Origin of the sequence: Sphingobacterium litopenaei (genome assembly GCF_014692495.1) — a bacterium.
GTDB lineage: Bacteria > Bacteroidota > Bacteroidia > Sphingobacteriales > Sphingobacteriaceae > Sphingobacterium > Sphingobacterium litopenaei.
The window spans coordinates 251,599-274,814 of record NZ_JACOIJ010000001.1; the positions used below are offsets into that span (position 1 = coordinate 251,599).

Here is a 23,216-nt window from a genome sequence, read left to right on the forward strand (position 1 = left end):
ATAAATGGCTTCAGGAATTTTCGCAGTATTAGATGATATCGCTGCGCTCATGGACGACGTTGCAGTCGCAAGTAAAATAGCAACCCGTAAAACCGCAGGTATATTGGGAGATGACCTGGCTGTAAATGCGGAAAAAGCTACAGGCTTTCTATCATCAAGAGAAATTCCGGTGCTTTGGGCAATCACAAAAGGTTCTTTTGTAAATAAATTAATTATCATTCCTTTAGTATTCTTATTACAGATTTTTCTGCCCATAGCTATTAAGATTGTTCTAATTATTGGTGGTTTGTATTTAGCTTATGAAGGCGTCGAGAAAATCGTTGAATTTCTTTTTCATCGTAAAAAGAAAGGGGAAGAAGTCATAGAGGAGATCAAAGAAGACGGGGAAGCTAATGAAAAAGCAAAAATAAAATCAGCCATCACTACAGATTTTATACTTTCTGTAGAGATTGTAATTATAGCTTTGGCTACGGTTTTGGATCGTTCATTATCTGTTCAAATTATTACGGTAAGCGCCGTAGCATTTTTAGCCACTGTGGGAGTTTATGGGATTGTAGCTTTAATTGTTCGTATGGATGATACTGGCTTTAAGTTGATTAGAAAATCAAGAAATGAAGGTTTTGTCGCGGCATTGGGAAAAGGATTGGTTATTTCTTTACCTGTAGTTATAAAAATATTATCTGTTGTAGGTACTATTGCTTTATTAATGGTATCAGGGGGAATATTCGTTCATAATATTGATTTTTTTCATCACCTATTACCTACATGGAATAATACGTTGAAAGAAAGCTTAATAGGCTTTGGGATGGGATTAATTGTTGTTATTGTAATCACATTAATCAAAAAAGTAGTATATGCGATAAAAAAATAAATCAACTAAACTATAAACAATTATGAGAAGTAACTTAGTATTAATTGTCTTATTTACTACTATTCATCTGGGCTATTCGCAGTCAAAATCGACTTTAGAATTGCCCATAGGGCAAGATGAATATTGGTGGGGAGGAGTGGTAGCGCAAGGCTCTAGTATGCCTTTTTTACATCCAGCTAGAGAATATAATTTAGCAAGGGAAAATTTCAAATAATCAGGTAGTTCCTCTGTTTGTTTCCAACAAAGGGCGTTTTATTTGGAGTGATAAACCTATAAAATTCGCTGTTATGGGGGAGAAAATCGTAATTAATTCAGATTATGAAGAATTAAAGATTCAGCAATCTGGGAATGCTTTAAAATCTGCTTATTTAGCGGCGAGTATTAAGTATTTTCCTGCATCTGGAGTTCTCCCAGCAGAGGAATTTTTTACCAAACCACAGTATAATACATGGATTGAGTTGATGTATAACCAAAATCAACATGATATCCTAAAATATGCGCAGGATATTGTGGCCAACAACTTTCCGACAGTTGTTTTTATGATTGATGACAATTGGCAACGCTATTATGGAAATTTTGATTTTAGGGTTGAAAAATTTCCAGATCCAAAAGGTATGATTCAAAAACTCCATTCTTAAGGTTTCAAAGTGATGTTATTGATATGTAATTTTGTAAGTCCTGATAGTCCTGAGTATCGTGAATTAGCCCGGAAAGGTTATTTAATAAAGAAGAAAGGCAAGGATGAGTCTGCGATCCTAAATTTGTGGAATGGTCAATCTGCATGTTATGATTTAACAAATCCCGCTGCTTTAATCATTTCGTTTCTATATTGAAAAAAATGCAAGCAGATTATGGAATCGACGGATTCAAATTTGATGCCAGTGATAATGCATTTTATGAGGAGAACTTGCTTGATAGTTATGATAAGAATGCCCTATCGGTAGATCATACTTTAGCATGGGCTAAATTGGGGTTGGAGTTTCCATTTAATGAATATAGAGCAGGATGGAAAATGGGGGGACAGCCGCTTGTGCAGTGTTTGGGCGATAAAACGTATTCATGGAATTCGGTACGTATCTTAATTCCTTATATGATAACCGCTGGATTGTTGGGTTATGCATACACTTGCCCTAATATGATTGGAGGAGGAGAGTTTACGACATTTTTGAACAAAAAAGCAGAGGATTTCGACCAATCTTTAATTGTACGTTCTGCACAGGTACATGCCTTGATGCCAATGATGCAATACTCTGTAGCTCAATGGCGAATTTTAAATAGTGAGCATCTTGAAATAGTACGTCAATGTGCTTTATTACATGAAAAATTTGGCGAATACATATTAGAAACTGCAAAGCAATCTTCAAAAACAGGCGAACCTATTCTCAGACATATGGAATATTCGTTTCCTGCGGAAGGTTTTGCAACTGTTCTTGATCAATTCATGTTAGGAGAAAAATATTTAGTAGCTCCCGTTGTGGATAATAGATTAAAAAGAGAGGTTAAATTATCTAAAGGATTCAAATGGAAAGATGATCTTGGCAAAATTTACAAAGGTGGTAAAAACTATAAATTAGATGTGCCAATATCTAGATTACACGTATTTTGAAAAAATAAAATAGTTTAATTTAATAAATCATTGCGGGCTTACTAAGTAAGCCCGTTTTTTATAGTATAGATTTATACTTTATTTGTTCTCTATTAATTTTATATCTCTTGTGATATCTCTTTCAATTGCAATATCAATTTTAAAAATTATACTTAAGATAACACCTGCTACAAGAGTTACTGGAAATACAATAGCCAGAATGATGACTAATAAAAGTGGAAGATTGACAATATTGTTTCCAGATTTGGAGGTTGCTACAAATCTCGAATTGTTGATATTAGAGAATAAGCCTTTAATCATATTATTAATGCTGCTTCCGTTGATTGTAAATATTCTTTTCGTTGCCATAATGTTCTTTATTTTAAATGATATTTGTTCAAATTTTATATTCAAAGATACAGCGGAAAGAGAAGCGATAGGATAGTGGATAGGTGGAAGAGCATGAAAACTCGGTAAAAGAGGAGGAGAATTCGGTGAAAATAAAATCGCCATTTCGGAAGAAGTAGTAAAGTTTGATAATCTAAAATTAAGATTTCTCACTACACTACGTTTCGTTCGAAATGACGATGTTAAGTGCGTCATCTCATTTTAGAAATGACACCTATGTGTATAATTATTTCTTTAACGCTTTTTCGTAACGTGAAGAAACTTCATCCCAATTAATTATGTTCCAAATGGTTGTCAAATAATCTGCACGTTTGTTTTGGTAACGTAAATAGTAAGCATGTTCCCACACATCTACTCCTAAAATAGGCGTTCCTTTTTCTTCTACCACGTCCATCAATGGATTGTCTTGATTTGCAGTTGATGAAACAAACAATTTACCTGCTTTGTCAACAGATAACCATGACCAACCAGAACCGAAACGAGTGGCACCCGCTGCATTGATTTTTTCTTTCAACGTATCTAAAGAACCAAAAGTATCATTAATCGCTTTCTCTAATTTTGCAGATGGTTTTGTACCTGCATTTGGTGTCAAAATAGACCAAAACAATTCGTGATTGTAATGACCACCGCCATTATTACGCACTGTTGCAGATTGTTTCGAAATAGAACCCAAGATCGATTCAATACTTTCTTTTTCTGTCGATGTACCCGCAATAGCTTTATTCAAATTTGCTGTATAAGCTGCCGCATGTTTGCTATAATGAATTTCCATTGTTTGCGCATCAATAGCACCTTCCAAAGCATTGTACGCATAAGGAAGTGGCGTTTGTTTGAATTGCGCAAAAGTAGCCTGTGAAGCAAATATCGCTGTAGCCAAAAAAGCTGATTTTAGTATATTCATCGTATTTGTTTTTGTTTTAAAGATAAGCTTTGTTGATATTCAATACAAATCGACTTGGTTTTATAACAGTATTTTAACAATTAAGTTTAAATAATTAGGTTATAATATGATTAATGATTAAGTTTTTTCAACACTATCGATTTTTAAAATTTCATTTTCAATTTTTTTTATGAAGCTATTGCTTGCGTTGAAAATTTCCAATTTAACATATTTATCTAGATCAATGATATTTGCCTTATGGAGTGATTCATATACTATTAGTAATAGTTGTTATTCATTGATGATTTTTTTAGAATCAACTCCAAATATTTTTATTACATAATCGAAATATGTTTCTTTAGAATTGTCGTAATTATCCTTATTTGCTAGCGAAGGTATTATGTTATTAAGTTTATTTAAAATTATCTCTAAAGCATTTCTGTCTTTCTCAGGTAAACTTTTAATTTCAGCAATTTGTTTTACAGCATCATAAATAGGGTTGCTTATATTTTGAATATCTTCATTTTCTTCAATACATTTTTTTATAGCTTTTGATAACTCAGGTTTAAATTTATCAACACCATGCATAGTGTCACTATAAAAAATTGTTCGTTGGTCAATAATATCAAAAGGCAGTTTAGTGCCATGTTCGGCAACTGTAATCACTCTCTTTCCAAAAGAATGTCGAATTGCTAATTCATACATTACATTTGGATTTACACTTGTCAAATTAGCAATAACTAATTCACAGTTTACAATTTTCTCGATAATTTGCTTATTTATTGAGCCTGTACTATCTATATGATGAGCAGGAAGTGGTTCAAATCCATGTTCATTAAGCACTGGTCTTAAAACGGAATTAATAAGACCTTCTGTTTTTTTTGAAAATTTCAGAATCAGGAGCACCAATTGGTGTGATAATAAAACACTCTTTTAATTTTGTCTTTTCTTCAGAATTTTTATTTGTCGATACAGTTTTACTCATTTTAATTATTGGTCTTAACATTGTTAAAATACGAATAATTTATAATAAATAAGCCTCACCAGATACGTGGTGAGGCTTTATATACTCTTGTTGAGTATCTAATGTCTAGATGTCTCCCTTCGGTCGACATGACGTTTTAAAGGATTTTATCCCAAATTAGCTAAACTTTCTTCTAAGATTTGAATTTTAGCTTCAGCGTCTGCTTTTTTGTTTTGTTCGTTTTGTACGATTTCTGATTTTGCATTTTGAACGAAACGCTCGTTTGATAATTTCTTATCTACGGATATTAAGAAACCTTTCAAGTACTCGATTTCTTTGGTGATACGTTCGCGTTCTGCATCTACGTCGATATTATCAGCAGCTAATTGTACATAACATTCTGTTTTACCCGCTAAGAAGCTTAATGCTCCTGTTACTTTTTCCTGTACGAAAGTCAATTCAGAGATGTTCGCCAATTTGATAATTGATTCTTGATATTTCGCAAAATCAATATCTGTATTACTGATAGCCAAAGGCAATTCTACTTTTGGAGAAATACCTTTTGAGTTACGTACCGCACGAACTTCCGAAATGATTTGTTGTACCGTGGCAAATTCCTTGATGATATTCTCGTCAAAAGCAGCTACTTTAGGGTATTCCGCTACGATGATACAGTCTTTAGCATCACGTGATCCGAAAATCTCATCGTGGTACAATTCTTCTGTCAAGAAAGGCATAAATGGATGAGCTAATGCCAATACTTTTTGGAAGAATGCTTTTACCGTTTCTAATGTTTCTGCTTCGATTGGCTGTTGGTAAGCTGGTTTTACTAATTCCAAGTACCACGCACAGAAGTCATCCCAAATCAATTTGTAAGTCGCCATTAAGGCATCTGACAAACGGTAATTTGCGAAGTGTTCGTCGATTTCAGCTACAGCTTGGTTGAAACGATTTTCAAACCATACAGCCGCTGTTTTTTGTGCTTCAGTAGCTGGATTATCTATAGTTTCCCAACCTTTTACCAAACGGAACGCATTCCAGATTTTGTTAGCAAAGTTACGACCTTGCTCACAGTAAGACACGTCAAACATCAAGTCATTTCCGGCAGGAGAAGATAGCAACATACCTACACGTACACCATCTGTACCATATTGTTCCATCAACTCGATAGGATCAGGGGAGTTACCCAATGATTTTGACATCTTACGACCCAACTTGTCACGCACGATACCTGTTAAGTATACATTGCGGAAAGGAGGTTTTTGTGTATAGTCATGACCCATGATAATCATACGAGCTACCCAGAAGAATAAAATTTCTGGAGCAGTCACTAAGTCGTTCGTAGGGTAGTAATATTTGAAATCTTCGTTTTCAGGGTTACGGACACCGTCGAAAACGGACATGGGCCACAAACCTGAAGAGAACCATGTATCCAATACGTCGTCTTCTTGACGAATACCTGTAGCAGATTTGCCTTGTGCTTCAAACTCTTTGATCGCATCAGCTTCAGTTTTCGCAACTACCCATTCGTTTTTGTCATTGTACCAAGCCGGAATACGTTGTCCCCACCACAACTGACGCGATATACACCAATCTTTCACATTTTCCATCCAGTGCTTGTATGAAGCAAAGAATTTCTCTGGAATCAATTTGATGGTGCCATCTTCTACGTAGGATAAAGCTGGCTTAGCGATTTCTTCCATTTTACAGAACCATTGCATCGATAATTTTGGTTCGATAGCAGCATCTGTACGTTCAGAGAAACCAACTTGCGATTTGTAATCTTCGATTTTCTCGATTTGACCAACTTCTTCTAATAATTTAGCTACTTTCTTACGAGCGATGAAACGATCTTCACCCACTAAGATTTCAGCTTTTTCGTTTAATGTACCGTCATCATTTAAGATGTCGATTACTGGAAGATTGTGTTTTTGACCTAATTCGTAGTCATTCAAATCGTGTGCAGGTGTTACTTTCAAACATCCTGTACCGAATTCCATTTCTACGTACTCATCTTGGATAACAGGAATCTCACGATTTACCAATGGAACGATAACTGACTTACCTTTAAGGTGTGCATAACGCTCATCGTTAGGGTTGATACAGATAGCTGTATCCGCCATAATCGTTTCCGGACGCGTAGTGGCTATGATAATATATTCATCCGAATCTTTGATTTTATAACGGATGTAGTATAATTTTTGATTTACTTCTTTACGGATTACTTCTTCGTCAGAAAGCGCAGTTTTGCCTTGTGGATCCCAGTTTACCATTCGAACACCACGGTAGATATAGCCATCTTTGTAAAACTTGATGAACGTATCGATAACGGCTTCTGACAAATCAGGATCCATTGTGAATTTTGTACGATCCCAATCACATGAAGCACCTAATTTTTCTAATTGCTTCAAGATGATACCGCCGTATTTCTCTTTCCATTCCCAAGCATGTTTCAAGAAATCTTCACGAGTCAATGATTTTTTGTCAATTCCTTGTTCTTTCAACATGGCAACGACTTTAGCTTCCGTAGCGATAGAGGCATGGTCAGTGCCAGGTACCCAACATGCATTTTTACCTTGCATACGTGCACGACGAATCAATACATCTTGAATGGTATTATTCAACATGTGTCCCATGTGTAACACGCCAGTAACGTTTGGTGGGGGCATGACAATCGTGTATGGTTCACGCTCATCTGGTGTAGAACGGAAAAATCCGTTTTCCATCCAGTAAGAATACCATTTTTCTTCTGCTTCTTTCGGATTATAAGTCTTTGCTATACTCATTGTTAAAATTCGATCAAAAAATTGAAGTACAAAATTACGGATTTAATAGGACTTAAATGTATCAATCAAAACAAAAAATGATATTGATAAGGGAATAGATATGAGTATATATGATTACTTTTGGATGAAATTTGGATTTATTATTTATTAATTAAAATATTGTAAAGAATGAATAAGCCCGCTTGGCGTTCACATATCCTTTTTTTACTGAGTTATTTCCTGTATTGGTATGTACTTTTTCTATTTGATAGAACCGCCTTTTTGATAAGTAATTGGTCTAAATTTGAAGATAAATCTGATATTCTTTATTCGTATCTCTATGGAATCCGCTTGGATGCTTCGTTAGCTTGTTATTTCATCGCTTTACCTTTTATATTCTATATTATTCAGCTGTTGGTTATTAAAAAGCCTGTTTCTCCATGGTGGCTACGCGGTTATACATTAGTTCCAACCGTATTGTTTGCACTAATCACTATAGTAAACAATCCGCTTTATGAATCCTGGGGAGAGAAAATTAGTAAGCGTGCGATCTTGTTAGGAGCAGGTACTGTTGGTGGAGTTACGAGTTCAATTGATCTAGGAATGTTGATTTTCGCAGCTATTACAGTGGTTTTATATTTTGTAATTGCACACTATACTTACCACGGTATAGTCGTGAGAGCAGCAAAATACAGGAATCAAAATTGGTCATCTATATTAGTGGTTTTTGTTACTGGAGCATTTGTCCTTTTTGCTTTTATACGAGGTGGTTTCGGTCGTGCAACATTGAATCCAAGTGCAGTTTATTTTTCGGATAATACAACTTCAAATCACTTAGCTGTAAATACGTATTGGGCTTTTTTAAAAGATATGATGAAAAGCGCTAAGAAAAATCCTTATCGTTTTATGTCAGAAGAAGAAGCTCAACAAATTATTAATCCTGTGCTTCCAAAAACTTCAGATACAGTAGAAAATGTATTAAGAATGGACCGACCAAATGTTGTTTTAATTCTTTTGGAAGGAATGGTGGCGCAGGTGTTTGAGGAGCTAGGTGGTGAAAAGGGTATTACGCCAAACTTGGATAAATATATGCGTGAAGGCGTGAATTTTACACGAGCTTATTCTGCTGCTGATCGTTCGGACAAAGGGATGATTGCTGTAATGAGTGGTTTTCCTTCACAAGGAACGGAGAGTATCATACAATACATTCCGAAGCACGAAAAATTACCTGCAATTGGACAGATATACGATTCGTTGAAATACAGCACTTCGTTTTATCACGGAGGGCAAAGTCAGTTTTACAATTTCAAATCTTATATGTTTACGCACGGAATTGAAAGAGTAGTAGATAATGCAGATTTTGATTTACACGAGAAAAGAAATTCTTGGGGTGTGTACGATCATGTTGTAGCAGAACGTATGCTACAAGATTTGGATGAGGATAAAAAGCCATTTTTCTCCATCTTCTATACGTTAGTAAATCACGAACCATATAATCTCGATGGAGGATATAAATTTGGTAAAAAGACTAAAGCGGATATGTACCGCAGTACAGCGTATTATACGGATACGATGATTGGAAATTTTGTAGAGCGTGCTAAGAAGAAAGGGTGGTACGATGATACTATTTTTGTAGTGGTATCCGATCATGGAAATATTTACCCAAATGAAAAATATGGCTTAGAGCATCCTAAGCGTTACCATATTCCTTTGTTTATTTTTGGCGGTGCTTTGAAAGAAGAATGGAAGGGGCGTAAAATGGAACAGGTCGTAAGTCAGTTAGATGTAGCAACTACTTTGTGGAATTTTGTTAGTGATAAACCATCTCCTTTTAAATATTCTTTTGATCTATTTACGAGGTCGAGACTGAATGTGGCATTTTATAATTCCAATAGCACATTTGGCATTGTCACAAATGAGCAGGCGGTAGGATATGATGTGTTAGGGGGTAAAGTCGCTTACAAAGAGGGCGTTAAGATAGATAGTCAAAAAGATAGCTTAATCCGTATTGCAAAAGGGTATTACCAAGAAGTTTTTAAAGATTTTCAAAATTATTAATATGAAATACATACAATTGAAGGGCTATTTTAATACGTTGCTTTTATTGTTTATTCAGTTTGTTTTCCTTCTACTTGTTTATGCCATTCTAAGATTGGGGTTCTACGGTTTTAATAAGGCTTTATTTCCTCATGTGAGCAGTCATGAATTGGCAACCATGTTAGTAGGTGGTGTCAAATTTGATGTAGTAGCCATTTTGTATTTCAATATCCTTTATATCTTACTTCAGAGTTTACCTTTTCCATTTAAATATAATATTACTTATCAGAAGGTCTGCAAATGGGTTTTCGTGATAACGAATTCTATTGGTATAGCCTTGAATTTAGTGGATTTTGCGTATTATCCCTTTACGCTTAAACGTACAACAGGAACTGTGTTTGGGCAGTTCGCTAATGAAGAAAACCTACTAAAATTGACAATTGATTTTCTAATAGGTTATTGGTATTTGTTGGTCTTATTTGTGCTTTTAGTTTGGCTTTTGGCTAAAGCTTATGATCGAATAAAATTGGTAAGAACGGATAAGATAAATTGGTTGTTTTATACCGTTCAATTCGCTTCTTTTCTATTTATTATTTTCCTGTTTATTGGTGGTGTGCGTGGTGGATGGGCACATAGTACCCGTCCTATCACGTTGAGCAATGCTGGTGATTATGTGAAAAATCCGGAAGAAATGAACATTGTGTTGAATACACCTTTCAGTATATTGAAAACATTAAAAGCGGTTTCTTTAAAAGAAGTAAATTACTTCTCGGAAGAGGAATTAAATGCAAAATATACTGTCATTCACCAGCCAAAAGATTCTTCTGAATTCAAGAAGCTCAATGTTGTGCTGTTGATTTTAGAGAGTTTTGGGAAAGAACATATAGGCGCATTAAATAAGGATATCAATAACGGGACCTATAAAGGTTATACACCATTTTTGGATTCTTTAATTGGCGAATCTTATACGTTTACGCGTACGTATGCAAATGGTCGTAAATCTATCGATGCATTACCTTCTGTAATCACAGGTATTCCATCTGTAGGAGAACCATTTGTATTGTCAATTTATTCGGGAAATAAAACGACGAGTATGGCGAAATTATTAGGTGATGAAGGATATGAAACAGCATTTTTTCATGGTGCACCAAATGGTAGTATGGGCTTTTCGGCATATACCCAATTAGCAGGTATAAAACATTATTACGGAAAGAATGAATACAATAATGATGCAGATTTTGATGGTATTTGGGGTATTTGGGATGAACCGTTTATGCAGTTCATGGGAGACAAAATGAATGAGTTACCACAGCCTTTTTTTGCTGGATTTTTCTCTTTATCCTCACATCATCCATTCAAAGTTCCCGAAAAATATAAAGGTAAATTTCCGAAAGGAACCTTAGAAATTCATGAGCCTCTCGGTTACACAGATTATGCTTTGAAAGAGTTTTTTGCAAAAGCTTCTAAAGCACCTTGGTTTAAAAATACATTGTTTGTGATTTGCGCGGATCATGCAACTATGAGTTACTTGCCAGAATATCAAACGGCTCCGAATTCTTTTGCTATTCCTATAATTTTTTATCAGCCTGGAAGCAATCTCAAAGGTATATCGGATAAAATGGTTCAGCAAATTGATATTCTTCCGACGGTGTTAAACTATCTGCATTATCCAAAACCTTATTTTTCTTTTGGTTTTGATGCTTTCGAAGAGAATAAAGATAACTTTGTGGTCAGTAATATTGGCGGTGTGTATAATCTATTTCAGCATGATTATTACATGACGCACGATGGAGAGAAAGTTACCTCTATCTTTAATCTCAAAGAGGATAAATTCCTTAAACGGGATTTAATTTATAATACGTCCTTAAAGGATTCATTGGAAAATACATTGAAAGCTTTTATTCAGCGTTATAATCATTGTATGATTCACAATAAGTTGACAGTTGATTAAACGCTAGAAAATATCTTAAAAAAAGTCAGGCTCGATTTTTCGAGCCTGACTTTTTTTATTCTTCGTTTGATTTATATAAATCGTTGAATTCATTTTTATATTTCTCTAAGATAACTTTGCGTTTCATCTTAAGGGTAGGAGTAAGTTCACCACCATCTATTGTAAATTCATTATGAAGAATGATAGGTTTTTTGATTTGCTCCCAATTTCCGAAATGTTGGTTTGCTAACCTTACTTCGCTGTTTATCTTCTTTATAATCGTAGGATGACTCAAGAATTCATCTTTTTTCATACCAATAAGTTCTGGCGCACTTGATTTGCTCCAATCTGCTAAGTGTGCATAGTTCGGAACAATAAAAGCAGATGCAAATTTCTGACCATCACCAATGACCATGGCTTGCTCAATGAAATACGATTCTACCAATTTTTTCTCAATAGGTTGAGGTATTACATATTTACCACCAGAGATTTTGAACATCTCTTTTTTACGGTCGATAATCTTAATAAACTTTCCTTCCTCATATACCGCAATATCACCCGTATGCAACCATCCGTCGATAATAGTTTTAGCTGTCTCTTCTGGATTTTTGTAATAGCCTTGCATTACGTTTGGACCTTTTACTAAAATCTCACCATCTTCAGATAATTTAACTTCAACATATTTTACGGGCAAACCTACTGTTCCTACGCGAATACCTTTTTCATAGTGATTTACAGAAATCAATGGTGACGCTTCAGTCATTCCATATCCTTCGTAAAGTGGAATACCTGCCGCTAAGAAAATACGCGCTAATTTGTTTTGTAAAGAAGCCGATCCCGAAGCTACAGTAACTAAATGTCCTCCTAATGCTTCATACCATTTATCTAAAACTAATTTTTTCGCAAGTTTTAGTTTCAAATTATAAGCGAAAGATCTATTTTCAGGATTTGGATCATAAGCTTCGCCTACACTAACCGCCCAATCAAAGATTTTTCTTTTAGAACCAGAAAGATCATGTCCTGTTTTCATGATTTTCTCGTATACCTTTTCAAGAATACGAGGAACAGCAGTCATGATGTGCGGTTTCACTTCTTTAATGTTGTTACCTATCTTATCTAATGATTCTGCAATATATGTGGTTATACCAATATACATATACGTATAAATCACCATTCTCTCATAAGCATGACAAGGAGGCAAGAATGTTAAGGCACGTGTATAAGCTTGTAGGGGGGTGATTTCGCGCGCAGCCATCACATTGAACATGATATTGTTATGCGTTAACATTACACCTTTTGGTTTACCTGTTGTACCAGAAGTATAAATTAATGTTGCTAAATCGCTTGGCTTCACCGCATCTCTGCGTTGTTGTAGGGTTTCATCCTTTATATTTTTGCCCAACTCTACTATTTCTTTCCAATTACGTGAATCGGGAACTTCTGCAATACAAAAAACATATTTCAAAGTATAAAGTGATTCTTGTAATTTGATGATACGATTATATAGATTCTTGTTGCTTACAACACAAAGTTTGATTTCAGCATCGTTGAAGATATATTGATAATCTGTATCGGTAATATTGGGATACATCGCCACACAGACAGCACCAGCTTGTTGAATGGCAAAGTCCATCATGTGCCATTCTATACTGCTGTCAGCAATTAATCCTACTTTTTCATTAGGTTTAACACCTAGTTCTATTAGTCCTTTGGAAATGGCGTCAACTTCAGCCAAAAACTCTGATGTTTTGATCTCCTTCCATTCGTCGTTTTTTTTGTGGGAGAAAATAGAAAGGTTGGGATATAAATCTAGCTGTCTACGCGCTAAATCAAACAATCTTAAGTCTTGTCGTTCTTGTTCCATATTTTTCAATAATATCAATGCATTTAATATCAGGCGACTGCATTAAATGCATTATGTGGTACAACGTTTTGAGTACGCTTAAAGTTTGCGAAGGTACAAAAATAAAATTTTCTGAAAATCTAATAGTGTTATTTGAAATAAGTATAAATAGTTAACTATTCCTAAAAGCATTAGTATTTAAAATAATTTAAAAATTAAATCATATTTATTAATATATTTTTATATTTGCTCAGGTAACCAAATAAAATAAAACCAATGGAATCATTAAATGGTATCAATGCAATCACACTAATTTTCGTTGCGATATTATTATTCGCTATAGCTTATAGAATATATGGTCTTTTTATGGCAAATAAGGTCTTACGTTTGAATAATAATATTTCCACTCCCGCTGTTGAATTCTCCGATGGTCATGATTATATTTCCACGAATCGTAATGTGTTATTCGGACATCATTTTGCGGCGATCGCAGCAGCAGGACCATTAGTAGGACCCGTATTGGCAGCTCAATTTGGTTATCTTCCAGGAGCATTATGGATTTTAATAGGCTGTGTCTTAGCTGGAGGAGTACATGATATGATTGTATTGTTTGCTTCGGTGCGTCACAAGGGGGAAAGTTTAGCCTCCATTGCATCTAAAGAGATTGGTAAAACTACAGGTTTTATTGCTGGAATAGCCGTATTATTCATATTGATATTAACTTTGGCAGGCCTTTCTTTGGCTTGTATAAGTGCTATGCACGAAGCTTCTTGGTCCTTATTTACCGTAATAATCACCATGCCAATCGCCATTATTATGGGCTTGATCATGCGCTATCGCAAAGATTCAGTCACCTTTGCTAGTATTTTAGGTGGAATACTTCTAATTGTGGGTATTATTGGTGGACATAATTTGATGCAATATGAAACGATTTCCAATCTCTTTCATTGGGATATTCAGACGATTTCTATAGCTATAGCAGTTTATGGATTTTTTGCTTCTGTCTTGCCTATGTGGTTATTGTTAGTTCCAAGAGATTATTTGTCAACTTATTTGAAAATTGGAACTATTCTGATGCTAGCTGTTGGGATTATTTTTGTTCAGCCAACTATTCAAATGCCTGCATTGACGGATTTTATCTATGGAGGTGGTCCTGTAATTGGTGGTCCGGTATTGCCCTTTATTTTTATAGTTATTGCCTGTGGCGCGATTTCTGGTTTTCATGCTATCATTGCTACTGGTACAACTCCCAAAATGTTGTCCAAAGAGCGTGATATTTTATTTGTAGGATACGGCGCAATGTTAGTCGAAGGATTTGTAGCATTAATGGCTTTGATTGCAGCATGTACATTAATGCCTGGCGATTATTTCGCTATCAATACACCAACATCAGCATATGAAAGTTTTATGGCTGCACATCCTGAATTAGTGACAGTAGATTTAGATCATTTTATTGAAAGAATTGGAATTGACTTACACGGTAGAACCGGCGGAGCAGTTTCTCTGGCAGTGGGGATGGCACATATATTTGATAAAATACCTTTTATGAATGATGTGGTGGCTTATTGGTACAATTTTGCAATTATGTTCGAAGCGGTGTTTATTCTAACAGCAATTGATGCGGGTACACGTGTGGGACGTTTCTTTTTACAAGAAATGTTAGGTGGTGTTATTCCTTCTTTTAAAAATAAAAATTGGATACCTGGGATTATTATCAGTAGTGCATTATTCACCTTTGCTTGGGGTTATTTAGTTTTTACAGGAAATGTAAGCAGCATTTGGCCGTTGTTTGGTATTAGTAATCAACTTTTAGCAGCCTGTGGTCTTATAGTTTGTACTACGATGCTAATTCGTATGAATAGAGGGAAATATGCGCTCTGTACTGCAATTCCTGGAGTATTTATGGCTATCATAACTTTTTGGGCAGGTTATTCTCAAGTAGTAAATATTTATATTCCGAATAATCAACATCTTCTAGCAGGATTAGCTATTCTTGCCATGTTTTTGATGCTTATAGTATTTATAGGTGCTTTCAGAAAATGGAATAGTCTCATTAAAATAAAAACAACCCTAGTGGATTCTTATGGAGAGGAAGTAAAAGAGTTAGTAGAACGTTAACTAGATCTTAAAATGGAAACCCACCAACATTTGAGGTGTCAGTGGGCTGGAAGTATGTTGTAATAAAACGATTATTGTAATCTCAAAATAAGCGTATTATGTTGAATACAAACACTATGCCACAAAATAAAGTTTTTATTAATTCGATTGAATTGGAATAAAAGAAAACAATAGTTGCTGTGAAATGTTAGAATATCGACATCAGAAACACAAATTATGGAAACAGAAAGCAGCAAACCAAAACAAAGTTTTTTCAAAAAGACATTCACTATCTTAAAAAATACGGTTAATGGATTCTTAAACGAAGACAGCTTGAAATATAGCGCTTCTTTAGCCTATTATACCGTTTTTTCGATTGGACCAATATTAGTTTTAATGATTACTCTGGCCAGTCTTTTTTATGGTGAAGATGCCGTCAAAGGAAGACTCTTTGGTGAATTGAATGGTTTAGTCGGAGCAAGTGCAGCAAGTCAGATTCAGGCAATTATAAAAAATCTAGAATTATCGGGTAAGAGTACCATGGCTTTGATAATCAGTGGGGTGACTTTATTGATTGGGGCTACAACTGTTTTTGGTGATATTCAAAATTCAATTAATAGAATATGGCATGTGCGTGCAAAGCCGAAGAAAGGTTGGTTGAAATTGATTAAAGATAGATTACTTTCATCTTCGTTAATAATTGGACTAGGATTCTTATTGGTTGTTACTTTAGTTATCAACGGAATTGTACTCGCATTTACCGATAATTTACAACGTTATTTTCCAGATATCACGGTCTTTTTATTTGATGGAATAAATTTTCTAATCACGTTTGGAATTATATTCATCCTCTTTTCTGTTATTTTTAAAGTATTGCCAGATGTAAATATTAAATGGCGCACTGTTCGTGCAGGAGCAATTTTTACAGCAGCATTATTTGTGGTAGGTCGATTATTGATTGGGTTTTATCTACAAACTTCTGGAACCGAATCTACCTATGGAGCAGCCGGATCTATTGTATTAATCTTACTTTGGGTATATTATACTGCTGCAATCTTATATTTTGGAGCTGTATTTACCAGAGAATATGCTTGTTATAAAGGGATATCCATTGAACCTTCAGAATATGCGGTACATGTAGAAACCAAAGAAATTGAGCGAAATGTATCTGAAATTCCACCAGCACCATTAACACAAGAAGAGGTGGTAATTGATAAAACTTAAACTTAAAAAATTACCTGATAACCAACATATTTGGAAACTTTTAAGGAAACCTAATACCTATGACCTTATTGTTAAAAAATTTTGTGAATAAGGATTTTAAGTTCTGGTATTAAAACCTAAAAAAGAGATAATAAACATGCCCCAAATATATGTCTATATTTAGGGCATGTCTATATTATTAGAACTTTTGTGTTAAGCCGTTTTTAACACATTGCGATAGGCATATTTTGGATAAATATGACGTTTAGCGTGTCTGGCAGGTGAATCTGCATTTATCAATTTAATATATTCGTTTTTTGTTACATTGAAATATTCATACTTGCTACCATCCGCAAATGTGATACTCAATATGTGACCTTTCCAATCAAAATCAGCTATAGCTGAAGATTCAATCGTATTCCTATATATTGGTAATTGATTTTCTAATGTTTCGGGACAAATGCTAACTAAAAAATGATAAGCTTCGATCATTTCTTTGCTTTTTTCTTCAGCGGCTCTTAATCCTTCCTCATTATTTACAAAACGATCAGGGTGGCATTCTTTCATTATTTGGCGATAACGTGATTTTAAAGTGCTCAAATCTGCTTTATTATCCACGTCAAGAAGTTTTCTGTAGTCCGCTATTTTTTTCATGGCGCAAAGGTAAGGTTAATAATCTGAATTTTTATAAGTATGCTGAAAAACAATTTATTGATAGTCTTAAAAACAAAAAAGGCTTGCGGGGGATGCAAGCCAATTACTAAACAAAAACTACCAGTATATTACGGGTATGTCGTTACGACTTTACTCACTTTCCAACCATCGTTGGTCTTGTTTAAAGTGATGTGGTCGACTCTTGTGAAATTCTCGAAAGTGCTTGTCGCTTTTGCGATACAAGTTTTACCAGTCTCATCTAAGATTTCGTACGAAGTCTCCGCGTTGAACTTTAGACCTTTGTTATCTTTCAAAAATTTCAAGTATGCTTTTTTATTAAACGAATCATTGTTCGATGTATTGCTATATTCAAAATCTTCTGTCAACAAATATTTGTTGTAGATATCCGAACCCAAAGTAGTCGCTTCTACATAAGTGATTAAGATTGCTTTAGAATTCATATTCTTCAATGGATTAGCATTAGGAGCTGCAAAAGAGCTTAATGATACAATCATTAATAATGCTGTTGCGATAGTTGATAATGTCTTTTTCATGGTTGTTATTGATTAATATTTTTAAAACTTAATTGTTATTATCTTTTCTTTTGATACTCCAAAGGTAGGGAGTAAATCGAGGCTGGAGAATACGTTTTAGATGAATAGAGGTAGTTTTTCGGTGAATGAGTATTACAAATCGGTGAAAATGTTTACCGTTTATGTTTGTTGAATTGCAATAAATTTCGATTAGACTTTTTAAAGAGATATTTAAAGGGAAACTTTTAAAACAAAAAAAGGCTTGCGGGGATGCAAGCCAATTACTAAACAAAAACTACCAGTATATTACGGGTATGTCGTTACGACTTTACTCACTTTCCAACCATCGTTGGTTTTGTTTAAAGTGATGTGGTCGACTCTTGTGAAATTCTCGAAAGTGCTTGTCGCTTTTGCGATACAAGTTTTACCAGTCTCATCTAAGATTTCGTACGAAGTCTCCGCGTTGAACTTTAGACCTTTGTTATCTTTCAAAAATTTCAAGTATGCTTTTTTATTAAACGAATCATTGTTCGAAGTATTGCTGTTTTCAAAATCTTCTGTCAACAAATATTTATTGTAGATATCCGAACCCAAAGTAGTCGCTTTTACATAAGTGATCAAGATCGCTTTAGAATTCATATTCTTCAATGGATTAGCATTAGGAGCTGCAAAAGAGCTTAATGATACGATCATTAATAATGCTGTTGCGATAGTTGATAATGTCTTTTTCATGGTTGTTATTGATTAATATTTTTAAAACTAAATTGTTGTTATCTTTTCTTTTGATACGCCAAAGGTAGGAAGTAAATCGAGGCTGGAGAATTCGTTTTAGATGAATAGAGGGAGTTTTTCGGTGAATGAAGATAACAAGTCGGTGAATATTTTAACCGTAGTTTTCGATTTGTGATTTATTGCTGAAATTTTCCTGTTGGAAAATCTGAAGTTCCTTGACAACAAAAAAGGCCTACAAAACTGTAGACCTTGGATTGTAAATAAAGAACGCGATTTTTTATGGGTATGTTGTTTCTACTTTGCTGATTTTCCAGCCATCTTCTGTTTTATTTAAGGTGATAAAATCAACACGAGTAAAGTTGTCAAATTTCATAATGGCTTTAGCTACACAAGAGTTACCTGTTTCATCCAAGATTTGGTAATCGGTTTCGCAATCGAATTTCAGACCTTTTGTTGCTTTTAAATGTTGTAGGTATTGACTTCTGTTATACTTACTATTATTTGAAGTGCTTTTATATTCAAAGTCTTTAGCAAACAAAAATTTATTGAATTGATCAGTTCCCGAAACAATAGCTTCTACATAAGTAGTCATGATGGTTTTGCTGTCTTTGTCTTTTAATGGATTAATAGCTGCTGCGAATGAACTTAATGATACAATCATTAAAAATGCTGTTGCGATAGTTGATAATGTCTTTTTCATGGCTGTTATTTGTTTATTGTTGTATAATATTTTGCTTTATTTTCTTTTGATACTCCAAAGTTAGGCTGATACGCCAGATAAGAGAATGCGTTTTAGACCAATGAGGGCTAGTTTTCGGTAAAGAGGCGAAATGATTCGGTGAAAATATTTAAATGATATTTACTCTCACTTGATAAGTGGTTTGTCGTTTTGCGATGTGCAGAAATAAAAAAGCCTGCATTATTGCAGGCTCCATATTAAACAAAAAACACCATTTACTAAGGATAAGTAGTCACTACTTTATTTACTTTCCAGCCATCTTTCGTTTTCTGCATTGTGATATAATCCACGCGTGTAAAATTTTCGAATTTCATCGTTGCTTTAGCTACACAGGATTTACCAACCTCATCCAAGATTTGATAATCTGTTTGGCAGTCAAATTTTAGACCTCTGGTATCTTTTAAAAATTTGAGATATTGTTTTCTCGAGAATTTGTCATTGTTAGCCGTATTTTGATATTCGAAATCTTCGGTAAATAAATACTTATTATACACGTCCGAACCTAATACGATTGCTTCTACGTAAGTCACCATGATGGCTTTACTATCCTTTTCTTTGAGTGGATTAATGTTTACGTTAGCAAATGAACTTAATGATACGATCATTAAGAATGCTGTTGCGATAGTTGATAATGTCTTTTTCATAGTAGATATTGATTAATTGCTGTTTTATAATTTTTGATTGCTTTGATGATTCAAAATTAATAGAGGACTGTCCTTAATTGAATAGTAATTAGATTAATAGGGGATAAAAATCGGTTAATAGTTTAGTGTTTTCGGTGAACGATTTTACCGTCAAGGAATGAAATGTAGAATTTCGTCCTCAATCTGAAAGTTAGTTAAAACCAAAGTTAGCGAGCGATTGTTATTCCTCTGTATATTTATTTTCTATACACTTAACTATAACAAGCACACTATGACTATGACATTAAAAAATGTAATCTCTGTATTAGCTATCTCATGCAGTTTGGCTATTGCTACAGTTTCTTGTAAATCTAAGGTGTCAGATGCGGATTTGAAATCTAGGATTGAAAGTATTGTAACCAGTACGCCAGGTGTTACTGTAGATGTAAAAGAAGGAGTCGTAACCTTATCGGGAACAGTAAATAGTGAAGCGGAGCGCGAAGCTATTGAAAATTCTGCAAAAGCTGTAGACAGCAAAAATATCAAATCAGTAGTTAATAATATTACAGTAAATGCACCCACAGTAGAAATAAATACGGATGATGCAGATCTTGCAGCTAAAGTAGTGGATGCTACTAAAGATTTCCCAACAGTAAAAGCGACGGTGAAAGATGGAATCATTACCGTAACTGGCACGCTAGAACAATCACGTGTACAAGTATTGAAACAATCGCTTGATGCCTTGTCTCCTAAAAAAGTGGATATAGCAGCTATTGAGATTAAATAATCACATTAAAAATTAAAGAAGATGGCTTTAACAACTAAATACCAAGCATTAATCGATATTGCTGAGGCATCTAATATTCAAGATCTTCAAGTAGTAGAACAAGAAGGAGTGCTACATATTCGAGGTACTGCACCAAATGCAGATGTAAAAAACAAACTTTGGGATGTTTATAATCAGTTAGATCCTAATTTTCTGTCGGGCGATGTTGTGATGCATGTAGATGTCTCTACTGCCGTAGAAGGTAGTCGTGCACGTGTCATTACACAAAACTCCAATCTGAATATTCGTAAAGGACCAGGAACTGATCAACCGATTGTAGGCAAAGCTGCTAAAGACGAAATTATTATTTTAATTAGCCGCGCTAATGATCAATGGTGGTTGGTACGCACCCAGGATGGGGAAGAGGGATATTGTTATGCACAGTATCTCGAACCTGTAGGATAAAAATAACGTTCTTTATAATATCCAAAGCGGATCTTCTAATCGTTGAAGATCCGCTTTTTTATTTTTATTCATTATTATTAGTCTGTTGATATATAAATGGTTAGAAAAAGCAGATAAAATTCAGTAAAACCAAATTAATCTATATTTTATCGATGAAATATTAAAGTTATTACATTATTACTTGTAAAATATTAAGAAAAAGCTATTTTTTTTGTAAATATTATTTTTTTTCCGAATTTGGTACAATTAATTATTTATAATAATGTCAATTCCTAAATGTGCATCTTATTCTGACCAAATGTTGCTTGCTGCTTTATGTGAAGGAGATGAAAGTGCATTCACTACAATTTATAATAGGTATTGGAAAAGACTTTTGGCTATTGCATACTCCAATTTAAAAGATAAAACACTTGCAGAAGAGGTTGTTCAAGAGGTGTTTATCTCGTTATGGAATAGGCGCTGTAATCTTCATGTAGCTTCTCTTGAAGCTTATTTGGCGACAGCGGTAAAATTCAGCACTTTTAAATCGATTCACAGAAATAAGAGACATGCTGAAATTGAGAACTCCATCTCTATTTCCGATGCTTATATAGCAGATGAAATTATTGAATCAAAGTTTTTAAAAGAATATTTGGAAGGTGTGATCGAAAAATTACCTAATAAATGTCGTTTAGTATTCAAATTAAGTCGTGAATCATATTTAACAAACAAAGAGATTTCTCAAAATCTTGCTATTTCAGAAAAATCCGTTGAAGCACATATTACCCGAGCATTAAAAGTATTGAAATATAATCTGCAAAGAGTTGGCATACTTGTCATATTGCTACTCCTGTCGTAATTTTTTTATTTCTAATAATAGTATACTTATTTTATAGATTAAATAGTAATTAATTTTTAGATTTGTGAACTTTTTCTCCTTTCTGATATAGGGGTACACTTACCATTGTGGTACTATACTTTAGAACGATACCTATGGGAGAGAAAGAAAAATATATATTAATTGAAAAATATCTATCTGGAGAGGCTTCAGCAGACGAAATTGAGCAGTTGAATGAATGGTACATGCACACAGGAAGTGAAGAAATCATGTGGGAAAGTGAGGAAGAGTCGGAAGTAAGAGAGAGAATTTTTTCGGCAATACTAAATAAAACTTCATCATCTAGAAGATTAAAACAAAAAAGAATTTGGTATAGTGTTGCAGCATCTCTACTACTAGGACTGTCTATTTTTTCTTATCAACTTTTACGTACAGCAAATGATTCCAAGGCTAATTTAATTACGAAAGCATTGCCTGCGAAGGCAATTGAAAATAAATTCATTTTACTGCCCGATAGTTCTATTGTAATTCTAAAACCAGGAAGTGAATTAATTTTTCCTGAAGAATTTGTTGGAAAGGAACGTAAGGTGGAATTGACAGGGGAAGGCTATTTTGATATAAAACATAAGAATAATCAACCTTTTACTATTCAAACGGGAAAGGTAAAAACTACAGTTTTGGGTACAGCTTTTACAATAAAATCTATTAATGAAAGTGAGATAGAAGTCTTCGTGAATAGAGGTAAAGTAAGAGTTGAAAATGAAGAAAGAGAACTCGCAGTCCTAACTGAGAATCGTAAGTTAATTTACCATCCAACCCAAAACATACAAGAAGAGAAGCCGATTGTATTGGAAAATAATTTTGAGTGGGAGGATACAAATTTAGATTTCGATGGGTGGACATTTTCTCAGATTGCTAAAAAATTAGAACAGCGGTATGATGTTAAAATAAGTTTTCCGCAGGCTGAATTGGAACAATATCAACTTTCAGGAACTTTCTTAGGCATTCAAAATATAGACGAAATCTTGTCTATTCTATGTAGAACTAGTAGTAGTTCGTACAGTAAAATATCTAATAATACATATGAAATTAATATAAATCACAAAAACATTAACACTAAATAAAAAGAAATGAAAAAACTATACCAATTAAGATAGAATCCTTAAAAAACAAACTCCCTTCGCCGTAGGAAGTCAAAAGGGAGTCGTTGAGTATCAATTATTTTGTTTAATTAAACCCTATTACAAATAATGCAAAAAATATGGTTTTTTGCAAAAGGTAAGTACTACCTGCTTGCTTCCTTG

22 protein-coding genes are annotated in these 23,216 nt (G+C 34.2%); 12 read left to right on the plus strand and 10 right to left on the minus strand.

The window, feature by feature from the left end:
• Positions 1-4: 4 nt before the first annotated feature.
• The 4 genes from H8B04_RS01120 to H8B04_RS16950 all read left to right on the plus strand — a co-directional run bounded on the left by H8B04_RS01120 (position 5) and on the right by H8B04_RS16950 (position 2,477).
• A complete protein-coding gene (locus H8B04_RS01120; RefSeq protein WP_190301179.1) occupies positions 5-871 on the plus strand; it encodes a DUF808 domain-containing protein in 867 nt (288 codons plus the stop codon).
• Between the two features lie 22 nt (positions 872-893).
• Positions 894-1,085 carry a hypothetical protein gene (locus H8B04_RS16940; protein WP_223815192.1) on the plus strand — a complete coding sequence of 64 codons (192 nt, stop codon included), beginning with the start codon at positions 894-896 and terminating at the stop codon, positions 1,083-1,085.
• 73 nt (positions 1,086-1,158) lie between these two features.
• Entirely contained in the window at positions 1,159-1,509 is a 351-nt protein-coding gene (locus H8B04_RS16945) for a TIM-barrel domain-containing protein (RefSeq protein WP_223815193.1), read from the plus strand.
• 200 nt (positions 1,510-1,709) lie between these two features.
• On the plus strand, positions 1,710-2,477 hold the full coding sequence (locus tag H8B04_RS16950; RefSeq protein ID WP_223815194.1) for an alpha-amylase family protein: 768 nt from the start codon (positions 1,710-1,712) through the stop codon (positions 2,475-2,477).
• Positions 2,478-2,555: 78 nt separating this feature from the next.
• On the opposite strand, the gene H8B04_RS01130 is transcribed toward H8B04_RS16950, so the two are convergent.
• The 4 genes from H8B04_RS01130 to H8B04_RS01145 form a co-directional block, all read right to left on the minus strand.
• A complete protein-coding gene (locus H8B04_RS01130) occupies positions 2,556-2,969 on the minus strand; it encodes a DUF4342 domain-containing protein (protein WP_190301180.1) in 414 nt (137 codons plus the stop codon).
• A gap of 121 nt (positions 2,970-3,090) precedes the next feature.
• Positions 3,091-3,765 (minus strand): superoxide dismutase, encoded by a 675-nt coding sequence (locus H8B04_RS01135; protein WP_190301181.1) that lies wholly within the window; start codon positions 3,763-3,765, stop codon positions 3,091-3,093.
• Between the two features lie 270 nt (positions 3,766-4,035).
• Positions 4,036-4,587, minus strand: a complete 552-nt coding sequence (locus tag H8B04_RS01140) for a hypothetical protein (RefSeq protein WP_190301182.1) — start codon at positions 4,585-4,587, stop codon at positions 4,036-4,038.
• A gap of 288 nt (positions 4,588-4,875) precedes the next feature.
• Positions 4,876-7,494, minus strand: a complete 2,619-nt coding sequence (locus H8B04_RS01145) for a valine--tRNA ligase (protein WP_190301183.1) — start codon at positions 7,492-7,494, stop codon at positions 4,876-4,878.
• Positions 7,495-7,662: 168 nt separating this feature from the next.
• On the opposite strand from H8B04_RS01145, the gene H8B04_RS01150 reads away from it, so the two are divergent.
• Positions 7,663-9,531 (plus strand): LTA synthase family protein, encoded by a 1,869-nt coding sequence (locus tag H8B04_RS01150; RefSeq protein ID WP_190301184.1) that lies wholly within the window; start codon positions 7,663-7,665, stop codon positions 9,529-9,531.
• 1 nt (position 9,532) lies between these two features.
• Positions 9,533-11,461, plus strand: a complete 1,929-nt coding sequence (locus H8B04_RS01155; protein ID WP_190301185.1) for an LTA synthase family protein — start codon at positions 9,533-9,535, stop codon at positions 11,459-11,461.
• 55 nt (positions 11,462-11,516) lie between these two features.
• On the opposite strand, the gene H8B04_RS01160 is transcribed toward H8B04_RS01155, so the two are convergent.
• Complete coding sequence (locus H8B04_RS01160; RefSeq protein ID WP_190301186.1) at positions 11,517-13,304, minus strand: AMP-dependent synthetase/ligase; 1,788 nt, start codon at positions 13,302-13,304, stop codon at positions 11,517-11,519.
• Between the two features lie 255 nt (positions 13,305-13,559).
• Here H8B04_RS01160 and H8B04_RS01165 point away from each other — a divergent pair, with 255 nt between their 5' ends.
• The gene (locus H8B04_RS01165) at positions 13,560-15,401 is read left to right on the plus strand and encodes a carbon starvation CstA family protein (RefSeq protein ID WP_190301187.1); all 1,842 of its coding nucleotides are present in this window, start codon (positions 13,560-13,562) and stop codon (positions 15,399-15,401) included.
• A gap of 216 nt (positions 15,402-15,617) precedes the next feature.
• Positions 15,618-16,604 carry a YihY/virulence factor BrkB family protein gene (locus H8B04_RS01170; protein ID WP_165291985.1) on the plus strand — a complete coding sequence of 329 codons (987 nt, stop codon included), beginning with the start codon at positions 15,618-15,620 and terminating at the stop codon, positions 16,602-16,604.
• A 192-nt stretch (positions 16,605-16,796) separates the two neighbouring features.
• Here H8B04_RS01170 and H8B04_RS01175 read toward each other — a convergent pair whose 3' ends face one another.
• The 5 genes from H8B04_RS01175 to H8B04_RS01195 form a co-directional block, all read right to left on the minus strand.
• A complete protein-coding gene (locus H8B04_RS01175; protein WP_190301188.1) occupies positions 16,797-17,237 on the minus strand; it encodes a KTSC domain-containing protein in 441 nt (146 codons plus the stop codon).
• Between the two features lie 128 nt (positions 17,238-17,365).
• The gene (locus tag H8B04_RS01180) at positions 17,366-17,791 is read right to left on the minus strand and encodes a nuclear transport factor 2 family protein (RefSeq protein ID WP_165291987.1); all 426 of its coding nucleotides are present in this window, start codon (positions 17,789-17,791) and stop codon (positions 17,366-17,368) included.
• A gap of 285 nt (positions 17,792-18,076) precedes the next feature.
• The gene (locus tag H8B04_RS01185; RefSeq protein WP_190301189.1) at positions 18,077-18,502 is read right to left on the minus strand and encodes a nuclear transport factor 2 family protein; all 426 of its coding nucleotides are present in this window, start codon (positions 18,500-18,502) and stop codon (positions 18,077-18,079) included.
• Between the two features lie 277 nt (positions 18,503-18,779).
• Positions 18,780-19,202 (minus strand): nuclear transport factor 2 family protein, encoded by a 423-nt coding sequence (locus H8B04_RS01190; protein WP_165291988.1) that lies wholly within the window; start codon positions 19,200-19,202, stop codon positions 18,780-18,782.
• 257 nt (positions 19,203-19,459) lie between these two features.
• A complete protein-coding gene (locus H8B04_RS01195) occupies positions 19,460-19,885 on the minus strand; it encodes a nuclear transport factor 2 family protein (RefSeq protein ID WP_165291989.1) in 426 nt (141 codons plus the stop codon).
• A 271-nt stretch (positions 19,886-20,156) separates the two neighbouring features.
• On the opposite strand from H8B04_RS01195, the gene H8B04_RS01200 reads away from it, so the two are divergent.
• The 4 genes from H8B04_RS01200 to H8B04_RS01215 all read left to right on the plus strand — a co-directional run bounded on the left by H8B04_RS01200 (position 20,157) and on the right by H8B04_RS01215 (position 23,036).
• Complete coding sequence (locus H8B04_RS01200) at positions 20,157-20,651, plus strand: BON domain-containing protein (RefSeq protein WP_223815195.1); 495 nt, start codon at positions 20,157-20,159, stop codon at positions 20,649-20,651.
• A gap of 21 nt (positions 20,652-20,672) precedes the next feature.
• Positions 20,673-21,095: an SH3 domain-containing protein gene (locus H8B04_RS01205; protein WP_165291991.1), complete on the plus strand. Its 423-nt coding sequence runs from the start codon at positions 20,673-20,675 to the stop codon at positions 21,093-21,095.
• Positions 21,096-21,357: 262 nt separating this feature from the next.
• Positions 21,358-21,933, plus strand: a complete 576-nt coding sequence (locus H8B04_RS01210) for an RNA polymerase sigma-70 factor (RefSeq protein WP_190301190.1) — start codon at positions 21,358-21,360, stop codon at positions 21,931-21,933.
• A 134-nt stretch (positions 21,934-22,067) separates the two neighbouring features.
• A complete protein-coding gene (locus H8B04_RS01215) occupies positions 22,068-23,036 on the plus strand; it encodes a FecR family protein (protein ID WP_165291993.1) in 969 nt (322 codons plus the stop codon).
• Positions 23,037-23,216 lie beyond the last annotated feature (180 nt).